This window comes from Streptomyces sp. NPDC086549, from assembly GCF_044746205.1.
Taxonomy (GTDB): domain Bacteria; phylum Actinomycetota; class Actinomycetes; order Streptomycetales; family Streptomycetaceae; genus Streptomyces.
In genome coordinates this window covers 112,306-131,208 of sequence record NZ_JBIVBS010000005.1, presented here as the reverse complement: position 1 = coordinate 131,208, position 18,903 = coordinate 112,306, and the positions used below count along the sequence as shown (strand labels likewise).

Genomic DNA, 18,903 nt, shown 5'->3' with positions numbered 1-18,903 from the left:
TCGCAGGGCCGGTCAGCTGTCCCCAGGTGTTTCAGGACTCGCACCGACCCGTTGCCGACTTTCCTGACGCCGCGCCAGTCGAATTCGCACCCGCGTCACGGGATCTCGGCGCGCTTTGCGTTCCAGCTCGGGCTCCATCTGCTGACCGGAACGACGGGGCGGAGACACGCACCCGCCGGGGCCGTCGGACCGCACGATCCGGGTCCGAGTCCGGAGCGCACGGCGCAGCCCGTCCATCGTCCGCCCCCTCGCGACGGCACGGCATGAGCCGCAGACCACGAGGGTGAAAGACCGGCTCTGACGGCCTCCTGCCGTATCGCTCATCTCGACGCCTCCTCCGTACGAGTGAAAGGAATCCCCTGTTTGCAGCCACGAAATCCCCAACACGGCGTAACAGTCAGCAAGTTGAAGCTCAGGTGATTTGACAGCAACCGGTCGCACCATCAACCTGTGCTCATGACATCCATTTTCAATACCGGGGGTGGCTAGCCATGCGCGTTGCCTTCGTCGGCAAGGGCGGCAGCGGCAAAACGACCCTGTCAACCCTCTTCTGCCATCACCTGGCGCACTCGGGCGCGCCGGTCGTCGCGATCGACGGCGACATCAACCAGCACCTGGCCCATGCCCTCGGTCCCGCCGAGGTCGAGGTCTTTGCCGCGCCGCCGCTCAGCGCGCGCACCGGTGAGATCAAGGACTATCTGCGGGGCAGCAACCCGCGGATCCCGTCCCGCGAGGCCATGGTCAAGACGACCCCGCCTGGACGCGGTTCCCGGCTGCTGCGGCTGCTCGGCGACGACGAGGTCCACAGTCACCACGTCCAGGAGGTCGGCGGCGTTCCGCTCATGGTCACCGGTGCCTTCGACGAGGGCGATCTCGGAGTGGCCTGTTACCACTCCAAGCTCGGCGCGGTCGAGCTGTACCTCAACCACCTCGTGGACGGCCCCGGCGAGTACGTCGTCGTCGACATGACCGCGGGCGCCGACGCCTTCGCCTCCGGCCTGTTCACCCGCTTCGACATGACATTCCTTGTCGTGGAACCAACCCGCAGGAGCGTCTCCGTGTACCGCCAGTACCGGGACCACGCGGCCGAGTTCGACATCCCGGTCGCCGTCGTCGGCAACAAGGTCACCGGGGAGGACGACCTGCTCTTCCTCAAGGAGCACGTCGGCGACGAACTGCTCGCCCACTGCGAGCAGTCCTCCTACGTACGCGCCCAGGAACAGGGGCACGGTCACGGCGAGCTGGAACCGCACAACACCCGCGCCCTGGACCTGCTGCGCGCGGCCGTGGACGCCCGTACCAAGGACTGGACGGCCTTCCAGAAGCGCGCCGTGGAGTTCCACCTGCGCAACGCCGCCGCCTGGGCCGACGAGGCCACCGGCCAGAACCTCGCCACCCAGATCGACCCGGACTTCCAGCACGGCCCCGCAGCACTGGCCGCCCTCGCCTGACCCCACCCCCTCAAGATCAGAACCAAAGAACAGGACAGCCCTTCATGTCACTCGATGTCTCCCCGCAGCTGCTCGCCGAAGCCGAGAACGGCGAGGTGCGGGAGCGGGAGTTCGTGGAAACGGTGCGTACCTCCCTGCCGTACGCCTACGACCTCGTCGCCCGCCTGGCTGAGGAACTGCGGTCCGGTGCGGCGGAGTTCGCCGACAACCAGACCCCGCCGCCCTCCGAGAAGGAACGCGGCCAGCTGCTGCGCGCCCTGTCCAGCGACGCCATCAGGGGCAGCCTGGAACGTCACTTCGGCATCGCCCTCGCCTTCCAGAACTGCCACCGCGTAGCCGCCTTCCACCCCGAGGCGCGCGGCGGCGAGACCCACACCCGCTTCACCTCCCTGCGCGCGCAGATCCTCAACCAGTCGCCGGAGTTCCGGGACTGCTGAACCACTGCCGGCCGCGACCGCAACTGCCGAATCCGGCGTTCGACAATCAGGCCGTCCAGTTCGCCGCGCCGCTGTCGGACGCCGAGATCTGCAGGCTGACCGAGCTTCCGATGGTGGTCGACCGGCTGCCCGGGCTGGTGACGGTCACCGTGTTGCCGCCGGTGCCGCCACCGGACGTGAAGGCGGCAGTACCGTTGGGCGCCGAGGTCGGCCATGCTCGCGGAGTTGGCCTCGACCAGGATGATGCCGCAGTTCGGGCAGACCGCGCCGGCCATGTCGATGTCGAGCATCTCTTCACCGGCCCGGCCGGTGTCGTCGCTGAGCGGAGCACCGTCGCCGCGATCCAGCACCGGCTGCGTTCTGACCCGCCCGGACGCTGCTCAGGCCCAGGTGCGGGAGCACAGCACCAGGCGGTAGCCGTCCGGGTCGGCGATCGTCACACCGTGCTTGTGCCAGTACGGGTTGTGTGCCGGAACGCGGGTACCGCCGACCGCGACCAAGCGGTCGCCCCTTCGAGGACGCCGCGCCAGTGGACTGGGGCCTGATATGGCCCACCGACGCGGTGCGACAGCCCGCGTTCGTGCCTTCAGCGAGGCAGCACTCAACCTGGTGCAGGCACCTGCACCAAACCCCTGACCGCCACCGACGGCCCGGACACCCACTGACCCGTTGCCGACTTTCCTGACGCCGCGCCAGTCGAATTCGCACCCGCGTCACGGGATCTCGGCGCACTTTCCGTTCCAGGCGATGTCGAGTGCCTGGACGAACACTCCGGCCGGCTGAGCACCGGACACGGCGTACCGCCCGTCGAAGAGGAAGAAGAGGAAACGCGGTCCAGAGCCTCGACCAGCCCGTCGGTGTACAGCACGATCCGGCACCGCGGCCGTAGCGCCGATCCGCCGCGCCGGCCCGCCGCGCCGGCCGGGCGCGCACGTCGGTGCAGATCGCGCCGCAGGGAAACCGCCTGGAAGGGTCGGCCGACCGCCGGTCCCGGCTCGTCGCCGTCCCTGAGCGGACCAGTCCGTCCCGGTCACTTGGTGGTCAGCCACCCAGAAACGATAGAAAGGGAACATGAATGGAGTTTCGGGTCAATCCGGGCGCGATGTGCCAGATGTGTCCGTGAGAACTCATCGGCCCGGTCGGCCCCGTCAGGCCGAAGAGGCGAGGCGGTCGGGCTCGCTGCTGAGCGTGCACAGCCTGGCGGGCCAGGTCTTCCTGCTCCAGCTGGCCGTTGTGATGCTGCTCGTCGCCGCCGCCCTGCTGGCGCTCGTGGTGCAGGCTCAGCGCGACGTGATGGCGGACGCCCGCCACCGGACGCTCACGACGGCGCAGGCGTTCGCGCACTCCCCGGGGATCGTGGCGGCACTGAACAGCGCGAACCCGTCCGCCGCGCTGCAGCCGTACGCGGAGGCGGCCCGGAAGGCCGCAGGCGTCGACGCCATCATCGTGTACGGGCTGAACGGGGTCACCCTCACCCACAGCGACCCGCATCAGGTCGGGAAACACATCATCGGGCCCTACGCGAAGGCGGCGACGGGAAAGCCCTTCACGAGTACCTTCCAGGGGTCCCTGGGGCTCTCCGTGATCTCGGCGGTTCCCGTCACGGGTCCCGACGGCTCGGTCGTCGCCATCGTCTCCGTGCCCGTCACGGTCGAGAGGGTGCAGCACAGGCTGAACATGCAGCTGCCGGTCCTCCTCGGCGGCGCCGCCACGGCCCTGGTGGTCGCCGCGGGCGGGTCGGGCCTGGTGAGCCGACGGCTGCGGCGGCAGACCCATGGGCTGGGGCCGACCGAGATGACCCGGATGTACGAGCACCACGACGCGGTGCTGCACGCGGTGCGGGAAGGAGTGCTGATCGTCGGCGGCGACGGCCGACTGCTGCTGGCCAACGACGAGGCACGACGGCTCCTGGGCCTGCCGGCGGACGCGGAGCGGCGAGGCATCACCGATCTGGGGCTGAATGAGGACCTCGCCAGGCTGCTGGCCTCCGATCGCCCAGCCACCGACGAGGTCTACCTGGCGGCCGACCGGCTGCTCGCGGTCAGCAAGCGACTCACCGCACCTCACGGACCGGTCAGCAGCGTGGTGACGCTCCGGGACACCACCGAGCTGCGGGCCCTCGCCGGCCGGGCGGAGGTGGTGGGCGGACGGTTGAACCTGCTCTACGACGCCGGGCTGCGGATCGGCACCACGCTCGACGTGAAGCACACAGCCGAGGAACTGGCCGAGGTGGCGGTGCCCCGGTTCGCCGACATCGTCACCGTCGAGCTGCTGGACCCGGTCCTGCGCGGCGAGGACTCCTCCGGTGCGACCGCCAGGATCCCCGAGTTGCGCCGCAGCGCCGTCGCCGGTCTCGACGCGGACCATCACCTCCATCCCGTCCGCGAGCTCATCCGGTTCGTCCCGGACCACCCCGTCTCCACGGCGATGGCCGAGGGCCGACCGGTCCTGGTCGGGGACCTGAGCGCCTCCGACGGCCGGCTGACCCAGGAGCCCGAACATGCCCGGTGGATCCTCGATCGCGGCATCCACTCCCTGCTCGTGGTGCCCCTCCGCGCCCGCGGCGTGGTGCTGGGCGTGGTGGACTTCTGGCGCGCGCAGGGCTCCCCGTCGTTCGAGGACGAGGACGTGTCGTTGGCCGAGGAGCTGGCCGCCCGGGCAGCGGTGTGCATCGACAACGCGCGCCGCTACACCCGCGAACACGCCATGGCCGTCACCCTGCAGCACAGCCTGCTGCCCCGCGCACTGCCCGAACAGTCCGCCCTCGAGGTGGCCTACCGCTATCTGCCGGCCCAGGCCGGAGTGGGCGGGGACTGGTTCGATGTCATCCCGCTGTCCGGTACCCGGGTGGCGCTGGTCGTGGGCGATGTCGTCGGCCACGGTCTGCATGCCGCGGCGACGATGGGCCGGCTGCGCACCGCCGTGCACAACTTCGCCAGCCTGGACATGCCCGTGGAGGAGCTGCTGGGCCGGCTGGACGAGCTGGTGGCGCAGATCGACGCCGAGGAGGTCGTCGCCGCCGAGGACGGGCAGCGGATGATCACCGGGGCCACCTGCCAGTACGCCGTCTACGACCCCGCCTCCGGGCGACTGGCCATCGCCACCGCCGGCCATCCGGGACCGGCGGTGGTCCGGCCCGACGGGGCCGTCGACTTCCCTGAGCTGCCCGTCTCCCCGCCACTGGGACTCGGAGCAGGCCTGCCTGTCGAGACCGCCGAGCTCACCGTGCCCGAGGGTTCCCGGCTGGTGCTCTACACCGACGGACTGATCGAGGACCGCACCCGGGACCTGGACGCCGGTCTGGAGGCCCTGCGCGATGCTCTGACAGGGCCGGGTCGCACGCCGGAGGCCACCTGCGCGGCGGTGATGGAGGCCATGCTGTCCGACCGTCCCAGGGATGACATCGCGCTGCTGGTGGCCCGCACGCGTCGGCTCGGGCCGGAGCAGGTCGCCGAGTGGGACGTGCCCCGTGACCCGGCGGCGGTGGCCCCGGTGCGCAACGCCTGCGCCCGCCGGCTGACGGAGTGGGGGCTGGAACAGGTCGGATTCACCGCCGAACTCATCCTCAGCGAGCTGATCACCAACGCCGTCCGCTACGGAGCCGAGCCCATCACCGTGCGGGTGCTGCGCACGGAGTCGATCGGCAGCCCCGATGGGGGCACCCTGATCTTCGAGGTCGGGGACGGCAGCAGCACCTCGCCGCGGCTGCGCCGGGCGAAGGTCACCGACGAGGACGGCCGCGGACTCTTCCTGGTCGCCCGCTTCGCCGAACGCTGGGGGACCCGCTACACGCCCACCGGCAAGGTCATCTGGGCCGAACAGTCCCTGCACCGCGGCGCCACGCCGGAGGGCGGAGATCTCGGCGAGATCCTGCTCGACCAATGGGACGACACCGCGCTGTGAGGTGCGCCGGTACGTCGCCTCCCTCCACCGTCGCGCACGCCACGTACCACCGTGGGCGCGGTCGGGCCCGGAACGTACGGAGAAGCCGAGTGCCGGGGCAAAGACGGTGATCGCGGGCTTCCCGGACGGCATTCCACCGTCCAGGCTGCCGGGTACTCTGGCCTTGATGACCACTTCGTCGGCACCGTGGAGCCGACGAAGCGGGGGGCACAGCGGGAGTCCCGCCACTCCGGACGCGGCGGCACTGCCGCCGACCGGTCGAGGTGACCACCTCGCCCCCCACGTCCTGGAGCGGCCGTGACTACACCGTGTGCCCGAGCAACGGCGGTCTTCAGCTGCTTCGCATGTGTGGCACTGGGCCTGAGCGCCTGCGAGAACACACCGACCGTCGGCCTCGCACGCCCGTCGGTGGCCACGTCCGCCGAGAGCATGGGCGGCATGCGCGCACTGATCGCCGCAGCGAAACGGGAGGGCACGCTCAGAGCGATCGCGCTGCCGCATGACTGGGCCGGCTACGGCGGTCTGATCGACGGCTTCGAGAAGAAGTACGGGATCAAGGTCACGGTCGAGGATCCGCTGGGCCACAGCGAGGACGAGATCGACGCCCTGAGGAAGAGGGGAAACCGGCCGACCGCGCCCGACGTGATCGACGTGGGCGATACGTTCGCGCGGAAAGCAGCGGCGCAGAATCTTCTCGCGCCGTACGAGGTAGCCGCTTACGATTCGATCCCCGGCAATCAGAAGGATTCGAAGGCCCGCTGGTCCAACAACTACGGGGGCTACATCTCCATCGGCTGCGACGCCACCCGGGTCAAACCCTGTCCGGAGACCTTCGCCGATCTGCTGAAGCCCGGTTACAAGGGCATGGTCGCACTCGAAGGCGACCCGCCCCGGTCGGCCACTGCCTTCGCCAGTGTCTACGCGGCCGCGCTGGCGAACAACGGGTCGTTCGACGACGTCCAGCCGGGTCTCGACTTCTTCGCCGAGCTCAACAATCGCGGCAACTTCAACCCTCTCGATTCCAACTCGGCGACGGTCGCGAGCGGCCGGACCCCCATCAGCATCAACTGGGACTACATCAACCTCCATTACGCCGACCAGCTCCGCGACAAGGGCGTGAACTGGCAGGTCTCGATCCCCTTCGACGGCAGCTTCGCCCAGTATTTCGCGCTGGCGATCAACAAGAACGCCCCGCACCCGGCGGCTGCCCGCCTGTGGCAGGAGTACCTCTTCAGCCCGGAGGGCCAGAACCTCCGGCTGCGCGCCTATGCCCGCCCGGTGCTCATGGACGCCATGAGGCAGGACGGCACCCTCGACAAGGCCGCCGCTGCACGACTGCCGACGGTTGAGGGAACTCCGCAGTTCCCGACGGACGCGCAACTGAACAAGGCGAAGGAGACGGTCACCCAGGGCTGGGCGAGGGCCGTCTCCGGCTAGCCGGGACGATCCCCGGCGCCCAGCAGTTGCGCGGCGAAGGGGCACCGGAACGGAGCGGGCCCGTCATCGCTACCCGCACCGAGCAGGGCAGGGTGACGGACCCATGCACCGGTCTGCGCAGCGGGCGGAAGGTCGGCAAGCGGAGATGCGGCCGCGGCGCATGCGGACCCGGACTCATCGTGTACGCCACCCCGGGCAGGTTCGGCGGTGGCGGAGCAGCGACCACCTGGCTCGTCGGCTCCGCCGAGGACGTCGCCACCGCACTGGAGAACTACCGCGAACTCGGCATCAACACTTCGTTCTGTCCGACACCCCGTACAGGCAGGAGATCGCCCGCATCGGTGACCAACTGCTTCCCGAGCTAAGCCGGCTGTCGGCGCGACGGGCACGGCCGGCTCGCCACGACGCCCAGGACATGCCCCTGTGAGGGGAGGGCCGGCCGACGGCGCTGCGACCGCCCTCACCCCGCCGACCCCGTGCGGACCTGCGCACGGGCGTGGCCCACTGGTCCAGCGGCCGCGGCCGCTCGATCAGCTCGCACATCCACCGGACACGTCGCGGGCTCGGGCCGCGCACCACACCGTGGACCACGTGACGGCCGTCATTGACAAGGCGAATCCGCGCAAGTTGTCATGAACACATGATCCTGCGTCCCGGGGCCCGCCGCACTCTCCGTACCGATGGTTCCGCCGTCGGTGCCGGGTGTAACCCGTCGCTGGACGGGTCACGGACGAAAACCTCGGATGCCATGGATGGGCGGCTGCAGTGGGAGCACGGTCACTGACCGGGCGCCACGAACTGCTCGACGCCGCCCGGGCCGAACTGACGGCCCGTCCCGGAGTGCTCTTCCACGGGCCCATGGGGATCGGCAAGTCCATGCTCGTGGCAGCCCTTACGGCGTCCCTGGCGGCGCATGCCCCGCCGACCGGCACCGTGCTGGACTGCTCGCCCGCGGAGGAGGACGCCGGGCTCCCGTTCGCCGCGCTCGTCGACCTGTTCGCGCGGGTCCCGGAGAGCTGCCTGGAGGCCCTCGCGCCCGAGCCCCGAGCGGCGATCAGGGCGGCCCTGCTGCACGGCCCGGAACCGGCGGACGGCCGCAGCCGTCTCGCGCTGCGCGTCGGCGTTCTCGACGTCCTGCGCACTCTGGCCGCCGCCGGCCCCGTCGTGCTGGTCCTCGACGGCCTGCAGTGGCTCGACGAGTTCACCGCCGAAGTGCTGGCCTTCGTCGTACGCCGCCTCGGCGCCCTGGACGTACGGGTGGTCGCCGCCGAGCGTGTGGCGGACGGTGAACAGCCCGAGCGACTGCGCTGCTGCCCGCCAGGCACCACCGAACTCCCGGTGCCGCCGCTGACGGACGACGAGGTGGCCCGTCTCGTGCGCGCCGGCACCGGTACCGACCTGCCCTCGGAAGTGCTGCGCACGATCCAGGACACCGCGGCTGGAAACCCTTTGTACGCACTGGAGTTGGGGCGTGCATCGGCCCTGCGCGGCCCCGCGCCCACGGCCTTCGGACCGACGCCGCCCGTGCCCCGAAGACTGCGCACCCTGCTGCTGGGCCGGGCACGCACGCTGCCGGAGACGGCGCGGCGCACGCTCCTGGTCACGAGCGCCGCCGCTCGCCCCGACCTCACCCTGCTGTGTGCCGCCGGGCTCCCCGAGCCCGCGGCGGACCTGGCGGAGGCCGAGCGACTCGGCGTGGCGACGACCGACGCCGGCGGAACCATACGTTTCCGGCATCCGCTGCTCCGGGCCGCCGTCTATGCCGACGCCCCGGAGCACGACCGCCGGCAGGCGCACGCGCTGCTGGCCCGCGCGATCAGCGAACCCGTCCAACAGGCCCGCCATCTCGCTCACGCCCACCCGCACCCGGATGAGGACACCGCCCGCGCACTGATGTCCGCGGCGGAGTACGCGCGCCGCGACGGCGCGCTCGGCGCCGCCTGCGAACTGGCCGGGCTCGCTGCCCGCCGTACCCCCGGCGACCGGCCCGCGGACCGGGACGACCGGCTGCTGGCCGCGGCGGAGTACGCGTGCGACGCCGGACAACTGGACGAGGCGGCCGAAGCCGCCGGGACGGTCCTCGCCGCATCGGGCTCGGCACGCCGTCGGGTGCGGGCCCGGCTGGTTCTGCTGCGCAACGCCGGGCAGGCGCTGGAGGGTGCCCATGCGCTGATCCAGGACGGCCTCCGGGACGCCGTCGGCGATCCGGAGGCCGAAGGATGGCTGCACCACTGGGCGGCCGTACGCGGTCTGCTGTGCGGGGAGTTGGAGGAGGCCGCCCGGCATGCCCGGCGCGCTGCCCGACAGGCCGCCGTGGTGGGAGACACGGAGACCCGGATCGGGGCACTCGCCACTTACGCCCGGGCTCGGTCCCTGGCCGGCGATCCGGTTGCGGCGGACATCGCGCTGGAGGAGGCGCTCGCCCTGGCCGGCGGCGCCGACGGCGGTCCGCAGAGCTGGCGGCTGATCCGGATGCGGGCGATCCTCGCCCTGGACGCCGACAGGGTGACCGAGGCACGGGAGCAGCTCGCCGAACTCCTCCCCGTTGTCGACGAGTTCGCCGGCGTCGAGGAGGCCGTGGCGACGCTGGTGTCACTCACCCGGATCCAGGTGCGGGCCGGACACTGCCGCGAGGCACTGCACACCGCGGCGCGCGCCTCGCACGCCATGTCCCAGACGGCTCCCGCGCTGTACGCGGCCGCGCTTGCGGCCACCGCGGGCGGCACCGCCGAGGAGGCCCGGCAGCTGGCCGAGCAGGCCGTACGCGCCTCGGAAGCCGACGGCGACCGGCTGTTCCTGCTGCGCGCGCTGGCCGTGCTCGGGCAGGCCGAACTGCTCGCCGGCGACCCACGGGGGGCTGCCTCCGCGGTCGAGGCGCTGCAGCGCGTCAGAGAACTCGGCAACGCCATGTGCGCCGCCGACCCGCCGCTGCTGCACTGGTACGGCGACCTGGCCGAAGCCCTGGTCCTCCTCGGCGAGACGGACGAGGCCGAGGCAGTCGTCCGCGAAGCCTACGCTCGTGTGACCGCTGATACGCCCGGCAGCGTGCCGGCGGCTCTGGAACGGGCGGAGGGGCTGCGCGAGGCGGGGACCGGCCGGGCGAAGGAGGGTGCGGCGCGGCTGCGTGCCGCCACGGACCGGCTACGTCAACTTCCCCTGCCCGTCGAGCTGGTGCGCTCCCTGATTGCACTGGGCGCGGTCGAGCGCCGCTCGCGCCGCAGGAGCGCGGCGCGTGCGGCGCTCGGCGAGGCGCTGCAGACCGCCACACGGATCGGCGCCGCTCCGCTGGCGGCGCGGGCCAGGGACGAGCTGTCGCGGCTGGACGCCGCGGACCGCAGCGGTGAGGCGGGCGCGGGCGGACCCGAACTCACGCCCACCGAGGCCAGGATCGCCGAGCTGGTCGGCGGCGGGGCCACCAACCGGGAAGTCGCCGCGAAGCTGTTCATCAGCGTCAAGACGGTGGAAGGGACACTGTCGCGGGTCTACCGCAAGATCGGCGTCCGCTCACGCACCGCGCTCGCGCACGCGATGGCCGTCGCGGTCCTCGCCTCCGGGGCGGCCGTCGACTCCGACGGCGACGGCCAAGTGGACGTCCCGGAGCGGGCCGTGATGGTAGGCCGGCCCAGCCGTACACAGGGCCGCCGTGCTCTCGACACGCGCCGTTGACGTGACATCGGTTGTTAACACGTGAAGCAAGGGTTCCCCCGCTTATGGGGGTGGGGCCGGTCTTTCTACGGTGAAGCCGTTCCGCTTCCGGAGCAACTCCCCCACCTCCCGGAGGACTTCAGTGAAGTCACGTCTGAAACTGCTCGGTCTGGTCGCCGCGCCGGCCCTGGTCACCGCGGTCGTCCCCGCCGCCCATGCCGCGAACGGCGCGCAGCCCCACGCACCCCGTGCCGCCATCGCCGGAGACGTCCTGCCGGGCCTGAAGCAGAGCGCCGCCCGCACCGGGAAGGTCGCGGCCGGCAAGCGCATATCGGTGGCGATCAGTCTGTCCCCCAGAGGCGGCACGGCACTTGACACCTTCGTCGCCAAGGTCAGTGACCCGCGGTCGAGTTCGTACGGCCACTACCTGACGAAGCGCCAGTTCGCCGCCCGCTTCGGCCGGACCGACGCGGAGATCAAGCAGCTCAAGGACTATCTGCGCGCCCAGGGCGTGACCGTCCGCAAGGTCCACTCCGGCAACCTGCTGGTCGACGCCGGCGGCACCGCCGCCCAGCTGGAGAAGGCCTTCGGCACCAAGCTGTCCACCTGGAAGGACGCGAAGACCGGGCGTTCCTTCTACGCCAACGACAGCGCGCCGACGCTGCCGAGCGCCATCGCCTCCCTCGTCAGCGACGTGGCGGGCCTCAACAACCGCGTCCAACTGCACCACCAGGCGACGCCGCACACCGTCAGCCCGCACAACGGCCCCGGCGGCGGGTACACGCCGGCCCAGCTCAAGGGCGGGTACAACGTCTCCGGGACGTACACCGGCAGCGGCCAGAAGATCGCGCTGATCGAGTTCGACGGCTTCCAGCAGTCCAACATCACCGCCTACGACAACTACTACAGCCTGGGTTCGCCCACCCCGACCGTGCAGAACGTGGACGGCGGCTCCGGCACGCTCGGCGACGGCCAGGTCGAGGTCGAGCTGGACATCGAGGTCCTGCACGCGATCGCCCCCAAGGCGAACGTCACCGTCTTCGAGGGACCCAACTCCGACGCGGGCGAGGTCGACACCTACCAGGCCATCGTCGACAGCGGCATTCCGACCACCTCGATCAGCTGGGGTGCCGCCGAGAGCGCCCGCACCACGTCCAACATCAACGCGGTCGACGCCGTCTTCAAGGCCGGCGCCGCCCAGGGCCTCGGCTTCTACGCGGCCTCCGGCGACGACGGCTCCGACGACGCGGGCAACGGCGGCACCTCCGTCGACTACCCGGCCAGCGACCCGTACGTCACCGGCGTCGGCGGCACCAAGCTGACCGTCACCTCGTCCAACGCCTGGAGCAAGGAGGTGGCCTGGTCCGGAGGCGGTGGCGGCAAGTCCTCCGTCTTCAAGATCCCGAGCTGGCAGACGGCGGTGCAGAAGAGCGCCGGCGGCGGCTACCGCCAGGTGCCGGACGTCTCGGCCCACGCCAACCCGAGCCCGGGCGTCTCGGTCTACTCGCAGGGTTCCTGGACCTCGGTGGGCGGCACCAGCGCCGCGGCGCCGGAGTGGGCGGCGTTCGCGGCCCTCTACAACCAGCAGGCCACGGCGGCCGGCAAGGCGAACCTCGGCTTCGCCAACCCCGCCCTCTACTCGGCGAGCGGCACCGGCTTCCACGACATCACCAGCGGCAGCAACGGCGCCTACTCCGCGGCCACCGGCTGGGACTTCACCACCGGCTGGGGCTCGTACAACGCCGCGACGCTGGCGAGCAAGCTGCTCGGCTGACGACCGGCGGCCGACGACCGACCGACAGAGCGCGGGCCGGAAGTTCTTTCCGGCCCGCGCCGCGGCGTGACGTCGAAATCCAAGTGGGCTTCAGCGTCTCACTCCAACTGTGGGTCCTCAGAGCCGCTCCGGACGGACCAGGCGCGGTTCCGCCCGGCCACGACGCGCTACTTGCCGACGCGACGCGCTTCGCGAGACTCGGCACGCGTGAACCCGGCCCCCACTGGGACTCGCTCCAGGCCTTCGTCCTGTCCGCACTGGAATCCCTCGACCGCTCGACCGCGGATCTACCGGACGGCGCTGTCTTGCGCGCGGGACAACAGCCGGTGGACGGCGCGGCGGCACCCGGCAATGCCGCCGTGCCCCTCCTCACCGTCGCCGACCTGCTGGCGGACGCCGAGAAGGGCGACGTCGTGGTCGCCGGTGTCGTGCGTGCGTTCAAGGCGTGGGTGTACGAAGGGCCTCCGACGGACGTCAGGCAGGCACCCACCCCGACCGTCGACGGCTACATCAAGGTCATCTCGGACGCCGTCGCCCAGGGCTACACCGCAGCCAAGGTGCACCCCTTCGGCGAAGCGAAGCGCGACGTCGGACTGGTACGAGCCCTCCGCTCGGAGTTCCCCGACATCGACCTCATGATCGACCCGGTGTGCGCATACAACCTCCCCGATGCCCTCCAGGTCGGCTACGCACTCGACGAGCTGGGCTATTTCTGGTACGAGAACCCCATCTCGGACTACGATCTGAGCGGGTTGGCATACCTCAGCAGCAAGCTCAGGACCCCGCTGGCGGTGGGCGAGCAGAACTACGTCGGCTTTCCGGCTCTGCGCGACTACCTGAAGTCGGGCATCGGCTTCTACGTCCGCAACCTCGGCGAGTACGCCGGCGGCCTGTCACACGTCTTGAAATCCGCTTCGCGGAGGTCATCGTTCCGGAAACCCTCTTGAGCATGGGCATGGCCGACGTGCCGAGAGTCGGCAAGGACGGCTACCTCGAAGCCCCGAAGAACCCCGGCCTGGGCTACCGCATCGACCGCGATGCCATCGAGAACCTCACCTTGAAGGTGTTCTGACGTTCTGACGATTCGCCGGAGACCTGAAGTCCGCCCTCCGGCATGGGCGATGTCTTCTCATTTCGTGACGGAGAGGGCCCCGTCGGCGCTGCCGCGCATGCCACATGCCCAGAAGGTGCTCGGGCCGTCGATCTCCCGGCCCGAGCACCGTTGCTGCGCCGGCCTCGCTCAGGCCTTGTCGGCGGGCAGGCTCAAGTCCGCTTCCTCGGGCAGGATCACCATGTCGATGTCTTCGCGTACGAGGACCGGGCCCAGCGCCAGGCCGCGCTCCCCGTTCCCGGCGAGAGGCCTGAGTTCTGGCCGCCGGTGCGTCGCCGGAACCTCACCGACGAGCAGGCGTACATGGTGTCCTTCTTCACTCCCGGCGGACGTGAGGGGCTGCGGCTGGAAGGCGGGGACGCAAACCAGCAGAAGACCGCGCGTCACTTCGCCGGGCGGCGCCTGAAGTGCTCTGCGTTGCGGGGTAGGTGGCCATGCCGGCGCCGCCGGAGGTGTGCGCAAATGTGAGACACATGATGACGCAGGGCGCGCAATAATTTGCGCTCCTTGCGTCCAATTGCAGAGCGCGTGCAAGGCCCTCACGTGTGTGCCCCGGGCGGCGGGCCCAGTAGTGCGAGACCCGCCAAGTCTCCCTTCGGCGCTCCACCAAGTTCCCCTCTGGCGCTCCGCCGAGGTCCAGGTGCCGCCGGTGAAAGTTGTGCCGCTCGCACTGTAGACGGACTTATTTTGCTCTGCAATATTGCGATGAAACACTGCAAGAAGCTGCGCACGCTCTCCTCGTGGAGATCGTGCGTCTGCATATGGACGGCTCTTGCCGTCCTGTCGCACCCGCGCCACCGCTCTGCCCAGGCACGAGCCGCCCTCGCCGCCCCTTCCGGCGCGCGCACCTCCGCAGGGAGTGACCCCGCATGATTCGACACAAGCCGCGATCCTGGAGACGGCGCGTGGCAACCGCCGCGCTTGCCTCCGCCGTCCTGGTTCTGGGCATGCCCGCCGTCGGCGCGCACGCTGCCGGCGGTCCCAACGTCGCCGCTGACGCTGCGACCAAGGCCGGCAGCGCCCTTCGCGCACACTCGGCCGCCAACGTCACCGACGGCGACGCCGACACCTATTGGCAGGCCGGTAAGAAGTCGGCCCAGTGGGTGCAGACCGACCTCGGGCGGACCAAGCGTGTCCGCCAGGTCGTGTTGCGTCTGCCCGAGGACTGGCAGACCCGCAAGCAGACGCTGGCGCTGCAAGGCAGCTCCGACGGAAAGAGCTTCGCCACGCTCAAGTCGTCGGCGCAGTACGTCTTCAGCCCCGGCAACGGAAACACGGTGAAGATCTCCTTCCCCGCGACCCTCGCCCGGTACGTGCGGGCCGACTTCAGCCGCAACTCGGTCGCTTCCACCGCCCAGCTCGCCGAGATGCAGGTCCTCACGGCCGCCGCCTCGACCCCCAACCTCGCCCTGGGCAAAGCCTTCAGCGAGAGCGGGCACGCCGACGTCTACGGCGCGGCGAACGCCGGTGACGGCAACCGCAACACCTACTGGGAGAGCACCAACAACGCCTTCCCGCAGTGGCTGAAGGTCGACCTCGGCTCGTCGGTCCAGGTGAACCAGGTGACGCTGCGGCTGCCCAGCGGCTGGCCGAGCCGCAGCCAGACGCTCAAGATCCAGGGCTCGACCGACAATCAGAACTTCACCGACCTCACGGCTTCGAAGGCGTACACCTTCGACAGCTCCAACGACCAGTCGACGACCATCACCTTCGACACGACCACCACGCGGTACGTGCGCGTGCTCTTCACCGCCAACACCGGCTGGCCCGCCGGGCAGGCGTCCGAGCTCGAGGTCTACGGACCCGCGACCGGCGACACCCAGGCGCCCACCGCGCCGTCCAACCTGAGTTACACCGAGCCGGCCACCGGCCAGATCAAGCTGACCTGGAGCGCGGCCACCGACGACACGGCCGTGACCGGCTACGACATCTACGCGGGCGGCCAGTTGCGGGCGAGCGTCGCCGGAAACGTCCTGACCTACACCGACACCCAGCCGGCCGGCAGCGACATCACGTACTACGTACGGGCAAAGGACGCCGCGGGCAACGTCTCCGCCAACAGCAACAGCGTCACCCGCAAGGGATCCGGCGGCGACACCCAGGCCCCCACGGCACCCGGAAACCTCGCCTACACGCAGTCCGGCAGCGACGTGAAGCTCACCTGGCAGGCGTCGAGCGACAACGTCCAGGTCACCGGCTACGACGTCTACGCCAACGACCAGCTCGTCAAGACCGTGGCGGGCGATGTGACGACGTACACCGACACCCCGTCGACGACGGCCACGGTCACGTACTACGTGAAGGCGAAGGACGCCGCCGGGAACGTGTCGGTGGCGAGCAACAGCGTCACCCGGACCGGCTCGACCGGTTCCGGCTCCAACCTCGCCGAGGGCAAGCCCATCGAGGCCTCGTCGTACGTCTTCACGTACGTCGCCACCAATGCCAACGACGGCCAGACCAGCACCTATTGGGAGAGCGGGGGCGGCGCCTACCCCGCCACCCTCACCACCAAGCTGGGTGCCAACGCGGACCTCAGCCAGGTCGTCGTCAAGCTCAACCCGGACCCGGCCTGGTCCACGCGCACGCAGAACATCCAGGTGCTCGGACGCGACCAGGACGCCACGGTCTTCACGAGCCTCGTCGCGGCGAAGGACTACACGTTCAACCCGGCCACCGGCAACACGGTGACCATCCCGGTCTCCGGCGCCGCCGCCGACATCCAGCTCAAGTTCACCGCCAACTCCGGTGCCCCGGGCGGGCAGGTCGGCGAGTTGCAGGTGATCGGCACCCCGGCCGCCAACCCGGACCTGAAGGTCACCGGCATCACCAACTCACCTGCCGCGCCCGTCGAGTCGGACGCCATCAGCCTGACGGCCACCGTCACCAACAGCGGCAGCAAGGCGGCCAAGGCCACCGACCTGAACTTCACGCTCGGCGGCACGAAGGCCGCCACGGCGGACGTCCCCGCCCTCGCGGCCGGTGAGTCGAAGACGGTCACCGCGAGCATCGGCACCCGCGACGCGGGCAGCTACCCGGTCGGCGCCGAGGTGGACCCGTCGAACAAGGTCATCGAGCAGAACGAGGCGAACAACGTCTTCACCCGCTCCGACGCCCTCGTCGTCAAACCCGTCTCCAGCTCCGACCTGCTTGCCGCCCCGGTCGCCTGGACCCCGTCCAGTGCCTCGGCCGGTGACGAGGTCAGGTTCACCGTCGCGATCAAGAACCAGGGGACGGTGGCCTCCGCCTCCGGTGCCCACGGCGTCACACTGACGGTCCAGGACTCGGGCGGCGCCACCGTCAAGACGCTCAGCGGCTCCTACAACGGCGCCATCGCGGCGGGCCAGACCACCGCACCGATCAGCCTCGGCTCGTGGACGGCCGTCAACGGCAAGTACACCGTCAAGACGGTCATCGCCGACGACGCCAACGAACTGCCGGTCAAGCGGACGAACAACACCACCACGCAGCCCCTGTTCGTCGGCCGCGGCGCGGACATGCCGTACGACATGTACGAGGCCGAGGACGGCACGGTCGGCGGCGGCGCCAAGGTCGTCGGCCCGAACCGGACCATCGGCGACATCGCCGGCGAGGCGAGCGGCCGCAAGGCGGTGACCCTCACCGGGACCGGCCAGTACGTCGAGTGGACCACCCGAGCGGAGACCAACACGCTGGTGACCCGCTTCTCGATCCCCGACGGCACCGACACGACGCTCAACGTGTACGTGGACGGCCAGTTCCTCAAGGCGATCGACCTCACCTCGAAGTACGCCTGGCTCTACGGCAACGAGACCGCGCCCGGCAACTCGCCCGGCTCCGGCGCCCCGCGCCACATCTACGACGAGGCGAACCTGCTGCTCGGCAAGACCGTGCCGGCCGGTTCCAGGATCCGGCTGCAGAAGGACGCGGCCAACACCTCCACCTACGCCATCGACTTCATCAACACCGAGCAGGCGACGGCGGCCCCGAACCCGGACCCGGCCGCCTACACGGTCCCGGCCGGCTTCTCGCACCAGGACGTGCAGAACGCGCTCGACAAGGTCCGCATGGACACCACGGGCAAGCTCGTCGGCGTCTACCTGCCCGCCGGCGACTACGAGACCTCGAGCAAGTTCCAGGTCTACGGCAAGGCGGTCAAGGTCGTGGGGGCCGGGCCGTGGTTCACCCGCTTCCATGCCCCCTCTTCCCAGGAGAACACCGACGTGGGCTTCCGGGCCGAGGCCAGCGCGAACGGCTCGTCGTTCACCGGCTTCTCCTACTTCGGCAACTACACGTCCCGGATCGACGGTCCGGGCAAGGTGTTCGACTTCTCCAACGTCGCCGACATCACCATCGACGACATCTGGGTCGAGCACATGGTGTGCCTCTACTGGGGTGCCAACACCGACAACATGACCATCAAGAACTCCCGCATCCGTGACATGTTCGCCGACGGCATCAACATGACGAACGGTTCCACGGACAACCACGTGGTCAACAACGACGCCCGCGCCACGGGCGACGACAGCTTCGCCCTGTTCTCGGCGATCGACGCCGGCGGCGCCGACGAGAAGAACAACCTCTACGAGAACCTGACGTCGACGCTCACCTGGCGGGCGGCCGGGATCGCCGTGTACGGCGGCTACAACAACACCTTCCGCAACATCCGCGTCGCCGACACCCTGGTCTACTCCGGCATCACGATCTCCTCGCTGGACTTCGGCTACCCGATGAACGGCTTCGGGACCGAGCCCACGACGATCGAGAACGTCTCCCTGGAAAGGACGGGCGGCCACTTCTGGGGCTCGCAGGTCTTCCCCGCGATCTGGGCGTTCTCCGCCTCGAAGGTCTTCCAGGGGATCCGGGTCAACGACGTCGACATCGACGACTCCACCTACGGAGGCGTGATGTTCCAGACCAACTACGTCGGTGGCCAGCCGCAGTTCCCGGTGAAGGACACGATCTTCACCGACATCTCCATCTCCAACTCCAAGAAGAGCGGCGACACGTTCGACGCCAAGTCCGGCTTCGGCATCTGGGCCAACGAGCTGCCGGAGCCCGGTCAGGGCCCCGCCGTCGGTGAAGCCACCTTCCGCAACCTGCGGATGAGCGGCAACGCCCAGGACATCCGCAACACGACCAGCACATTCAAGATCAACATCGAGTAGT

Annotated in this window: 11 protein-coding genes and 2 pseudogenes; 10 read left to right on the top strand and 3 right to left on the bottom strand. The window is 70.1% G+C overall.

Features of this window, described 5'->3' with window-relative positions:
* Positions 1-491 precede the first annotated feature (491 nt).
* A complete protein-coding gene (locus ACIPSA_RS18505; RefSeq protein ID WP_402635728.1) occupies positions 492-1,451 on the top strand; it encodes an ATP-binding protein in 960 nt (319 codons plus the stop codon).
* 44 nt (positions 1,452-1,495) lie between these two features.
* Complete coding sequence (locus ACIPSA_RS18500; RefSeq protein ID WP_402635726.1) at positions 1,496-1,888, top strand: SCO5389 family protein; 393 nt, start codon at positions 1,496-1,498, stop codon at positions 1,886-1,888.
* A gap of 200 nt (positions 1,889-2,088) precedes the next feature.
* Here ACIPSA_RS18500 and ACIPSA_RS18495 read toward each other — a convergent pair.
* Both ACIPSA_RS18495 and ACIPSA_RS18490 read right to left on the bottom strand, forming a co-directional pair.
* Positions 2,089-2,208, bottom strand: a pseudogene (locus ACIPSA_RS18495) (peptidase S8); the annotation flags it as partial.
* A gap of 60 nt (positions 2,209-2,268) precedes the next feature.
* Positions 2,269-2,394, bottom strand: a pseudogene (locus ACIPSA_RS18490) (VOC family protein); the annotation flags it as partial.
* 565 nt (positions 2,395-2,959) lie between these two features.
* Between ACIPSA_RS18490 and ACIPSA_RS18485 the strand changes: the two are divergent.
* From ACIPSA_RS18485 to ACIPSA_RS18455, 7 genes are all read left to right on the top strand, one after another.
* A complete protein-coding gene (locus tag ACIPSA_RS18485) occupies positions 2,960-5,791 on the top strand; it encodes a SpoIIE family protein phosphatase (RefSeq protein ID WP_402635723.1) in 2,832 nt (943 codons plus the stop codon).
* Positions 5,792-6,088: 297 nt separating this feature from the next.
* Positions 6,089-7,228 (top strand): ABC transporter substrate-binding protein, encoded by a 1,140-nt coding sequence (locus ACIPSA_RS18480; RefSeq protein WP_402635720.1) that lies wholly within the window; start codon positions 6,089-6,091, stop codon positions 7,226-7,228.
* Between the two features lie 179 nt (positions 7,229-7,407).
* A complete protein-coding gene (locus ACIPSA_RS18475; protein ID WP_402635717.1) occupies positions 7,408-7,593 on the top strand; it encodes a hypothetical protein in 186 nt (61 codons plus the stop codon).
* 400 nt (positions 7,594-7,993) lie between these two features.
* Positions 7,994-10,894 carry an AAA family ATPase gene (locus tag ACIPSA_RS18470; RefSeq protein ID WP_402635715.1) on the top strand — a complete coding sequence of 967 codons (2,901 nt, stop codon included), beginning with the start codon at positions 7,994-7,996 and terminating at the stop codon, positions 10,892-10,894.
* A 121-nt stretch (positions 10,895-11,015) separates the two neighbouring features.
* Positions 11,016-12,647 carry a protease pro-enzyme activation domain-containing protein gene (locus tag ACIPSA_RS18465; RefSeq protein ID WP_402635713.1) on the top strand — a complete coding sequence of 544 codons (1,632 nt, stop codon included), beginning with the start codon at positions 11,016-11,018 and terminating at the stop codon, positions 12,645-12,647.
* An 83-nt stretch (positions 12,648-12,730) separates the two neighbouring features.
* Positions 12,731-13,594 carry an enolase C-terminal domain-like protein gene (locus ACIPSA_RS18460; RefSeq protein WP_402635710.1) on the top strand — a complete coding sequence of 288 codons (864 nt, stop codon included), beginning with the start codon at positions 12,731-12,733 and terminating at the stop codon, positions 13,592-13,594.
* Positions 13,595-13,596: 2 nt separating this feature from the next.
* Positions 13,597-13,719, top strand: coding sequence for a hypothetical protein (locus tag ACIPSA_RS18455; RefSeq protein WP_402635707.1), 123 nt, complete (start codon positions 13,597-13,599; stop codon positions 13,717-13,719).
* Positions 13,720-13,887: 168 nt separating this feature from the next.
* On the opposite strand, the gene ACIPSA_RS18450 is transcribed toward ACIPSA_RS18455, so the two are convergent.
* Entirely contained in the window at positions 13,888-14,145 is a 258-nt protein-coding gene (locus ACIPSA_RS18450; protein ID WP_402635705.1) for a hypothetical protein, read from the bottom strand.
* A gap of 482 nt (positions 14,146-14,627) precedes the next feature.
* Here ACIPSA_RS18450 and ACIPSA_RS18445 point away from each other — a divergent pair, with 482 nt between their 5' ends.
* Entirely contained in the window at positions 14,628-18,902 is a 4,275-nt protein-coding gene (locus tag ACIPSA_RS18445; protein WP_402635703.1) for a discoidin domain-containing protein, read from the top strand.
* Position 18,903 lies beyond the last annotated feature (1 nt).

Bases quoted from the DNA above. Each gene is read 5' to 3' on its own strand.
- ACIPSA_RS18505 (WP_402635728.1), top strand. From the start codon at position 492: ATGCGCGTTGCCTTCGTCGGCAAGGGCGGCAGCGGCAAAACGACCCTG.
- ACIPSA_RS18500 (WP_402635726.1), top strand. From the start codon at position 1,496: ATGTCACTCGATGTCTCCCCGCAGCTGCTCGCCGAAGCCGAGAACGGC.
- ACIPSA_RS18485 (WP_402635723.1), top strand. From the start codon at position 2,960: ATGAATGGAGTTTCGGGTCAATCCGGGCGCGATGTGCCAGATGTGTCC.
- ACIPSA_RS18455 (WP_402635707.1), top strand. From the start codon at position 13,597: ATGGGCATGGCCGACGTGCCGAGAGTCGGCAAGGACGGCTACCTCGAA.
- ACIPSA_RS18445 (WP_402635703.1), top strand. From the start codon at position 14,628: ATGATTCGACACAAGCCGCGATCCTGGAGACGGCGCGTGGCAACCGCC.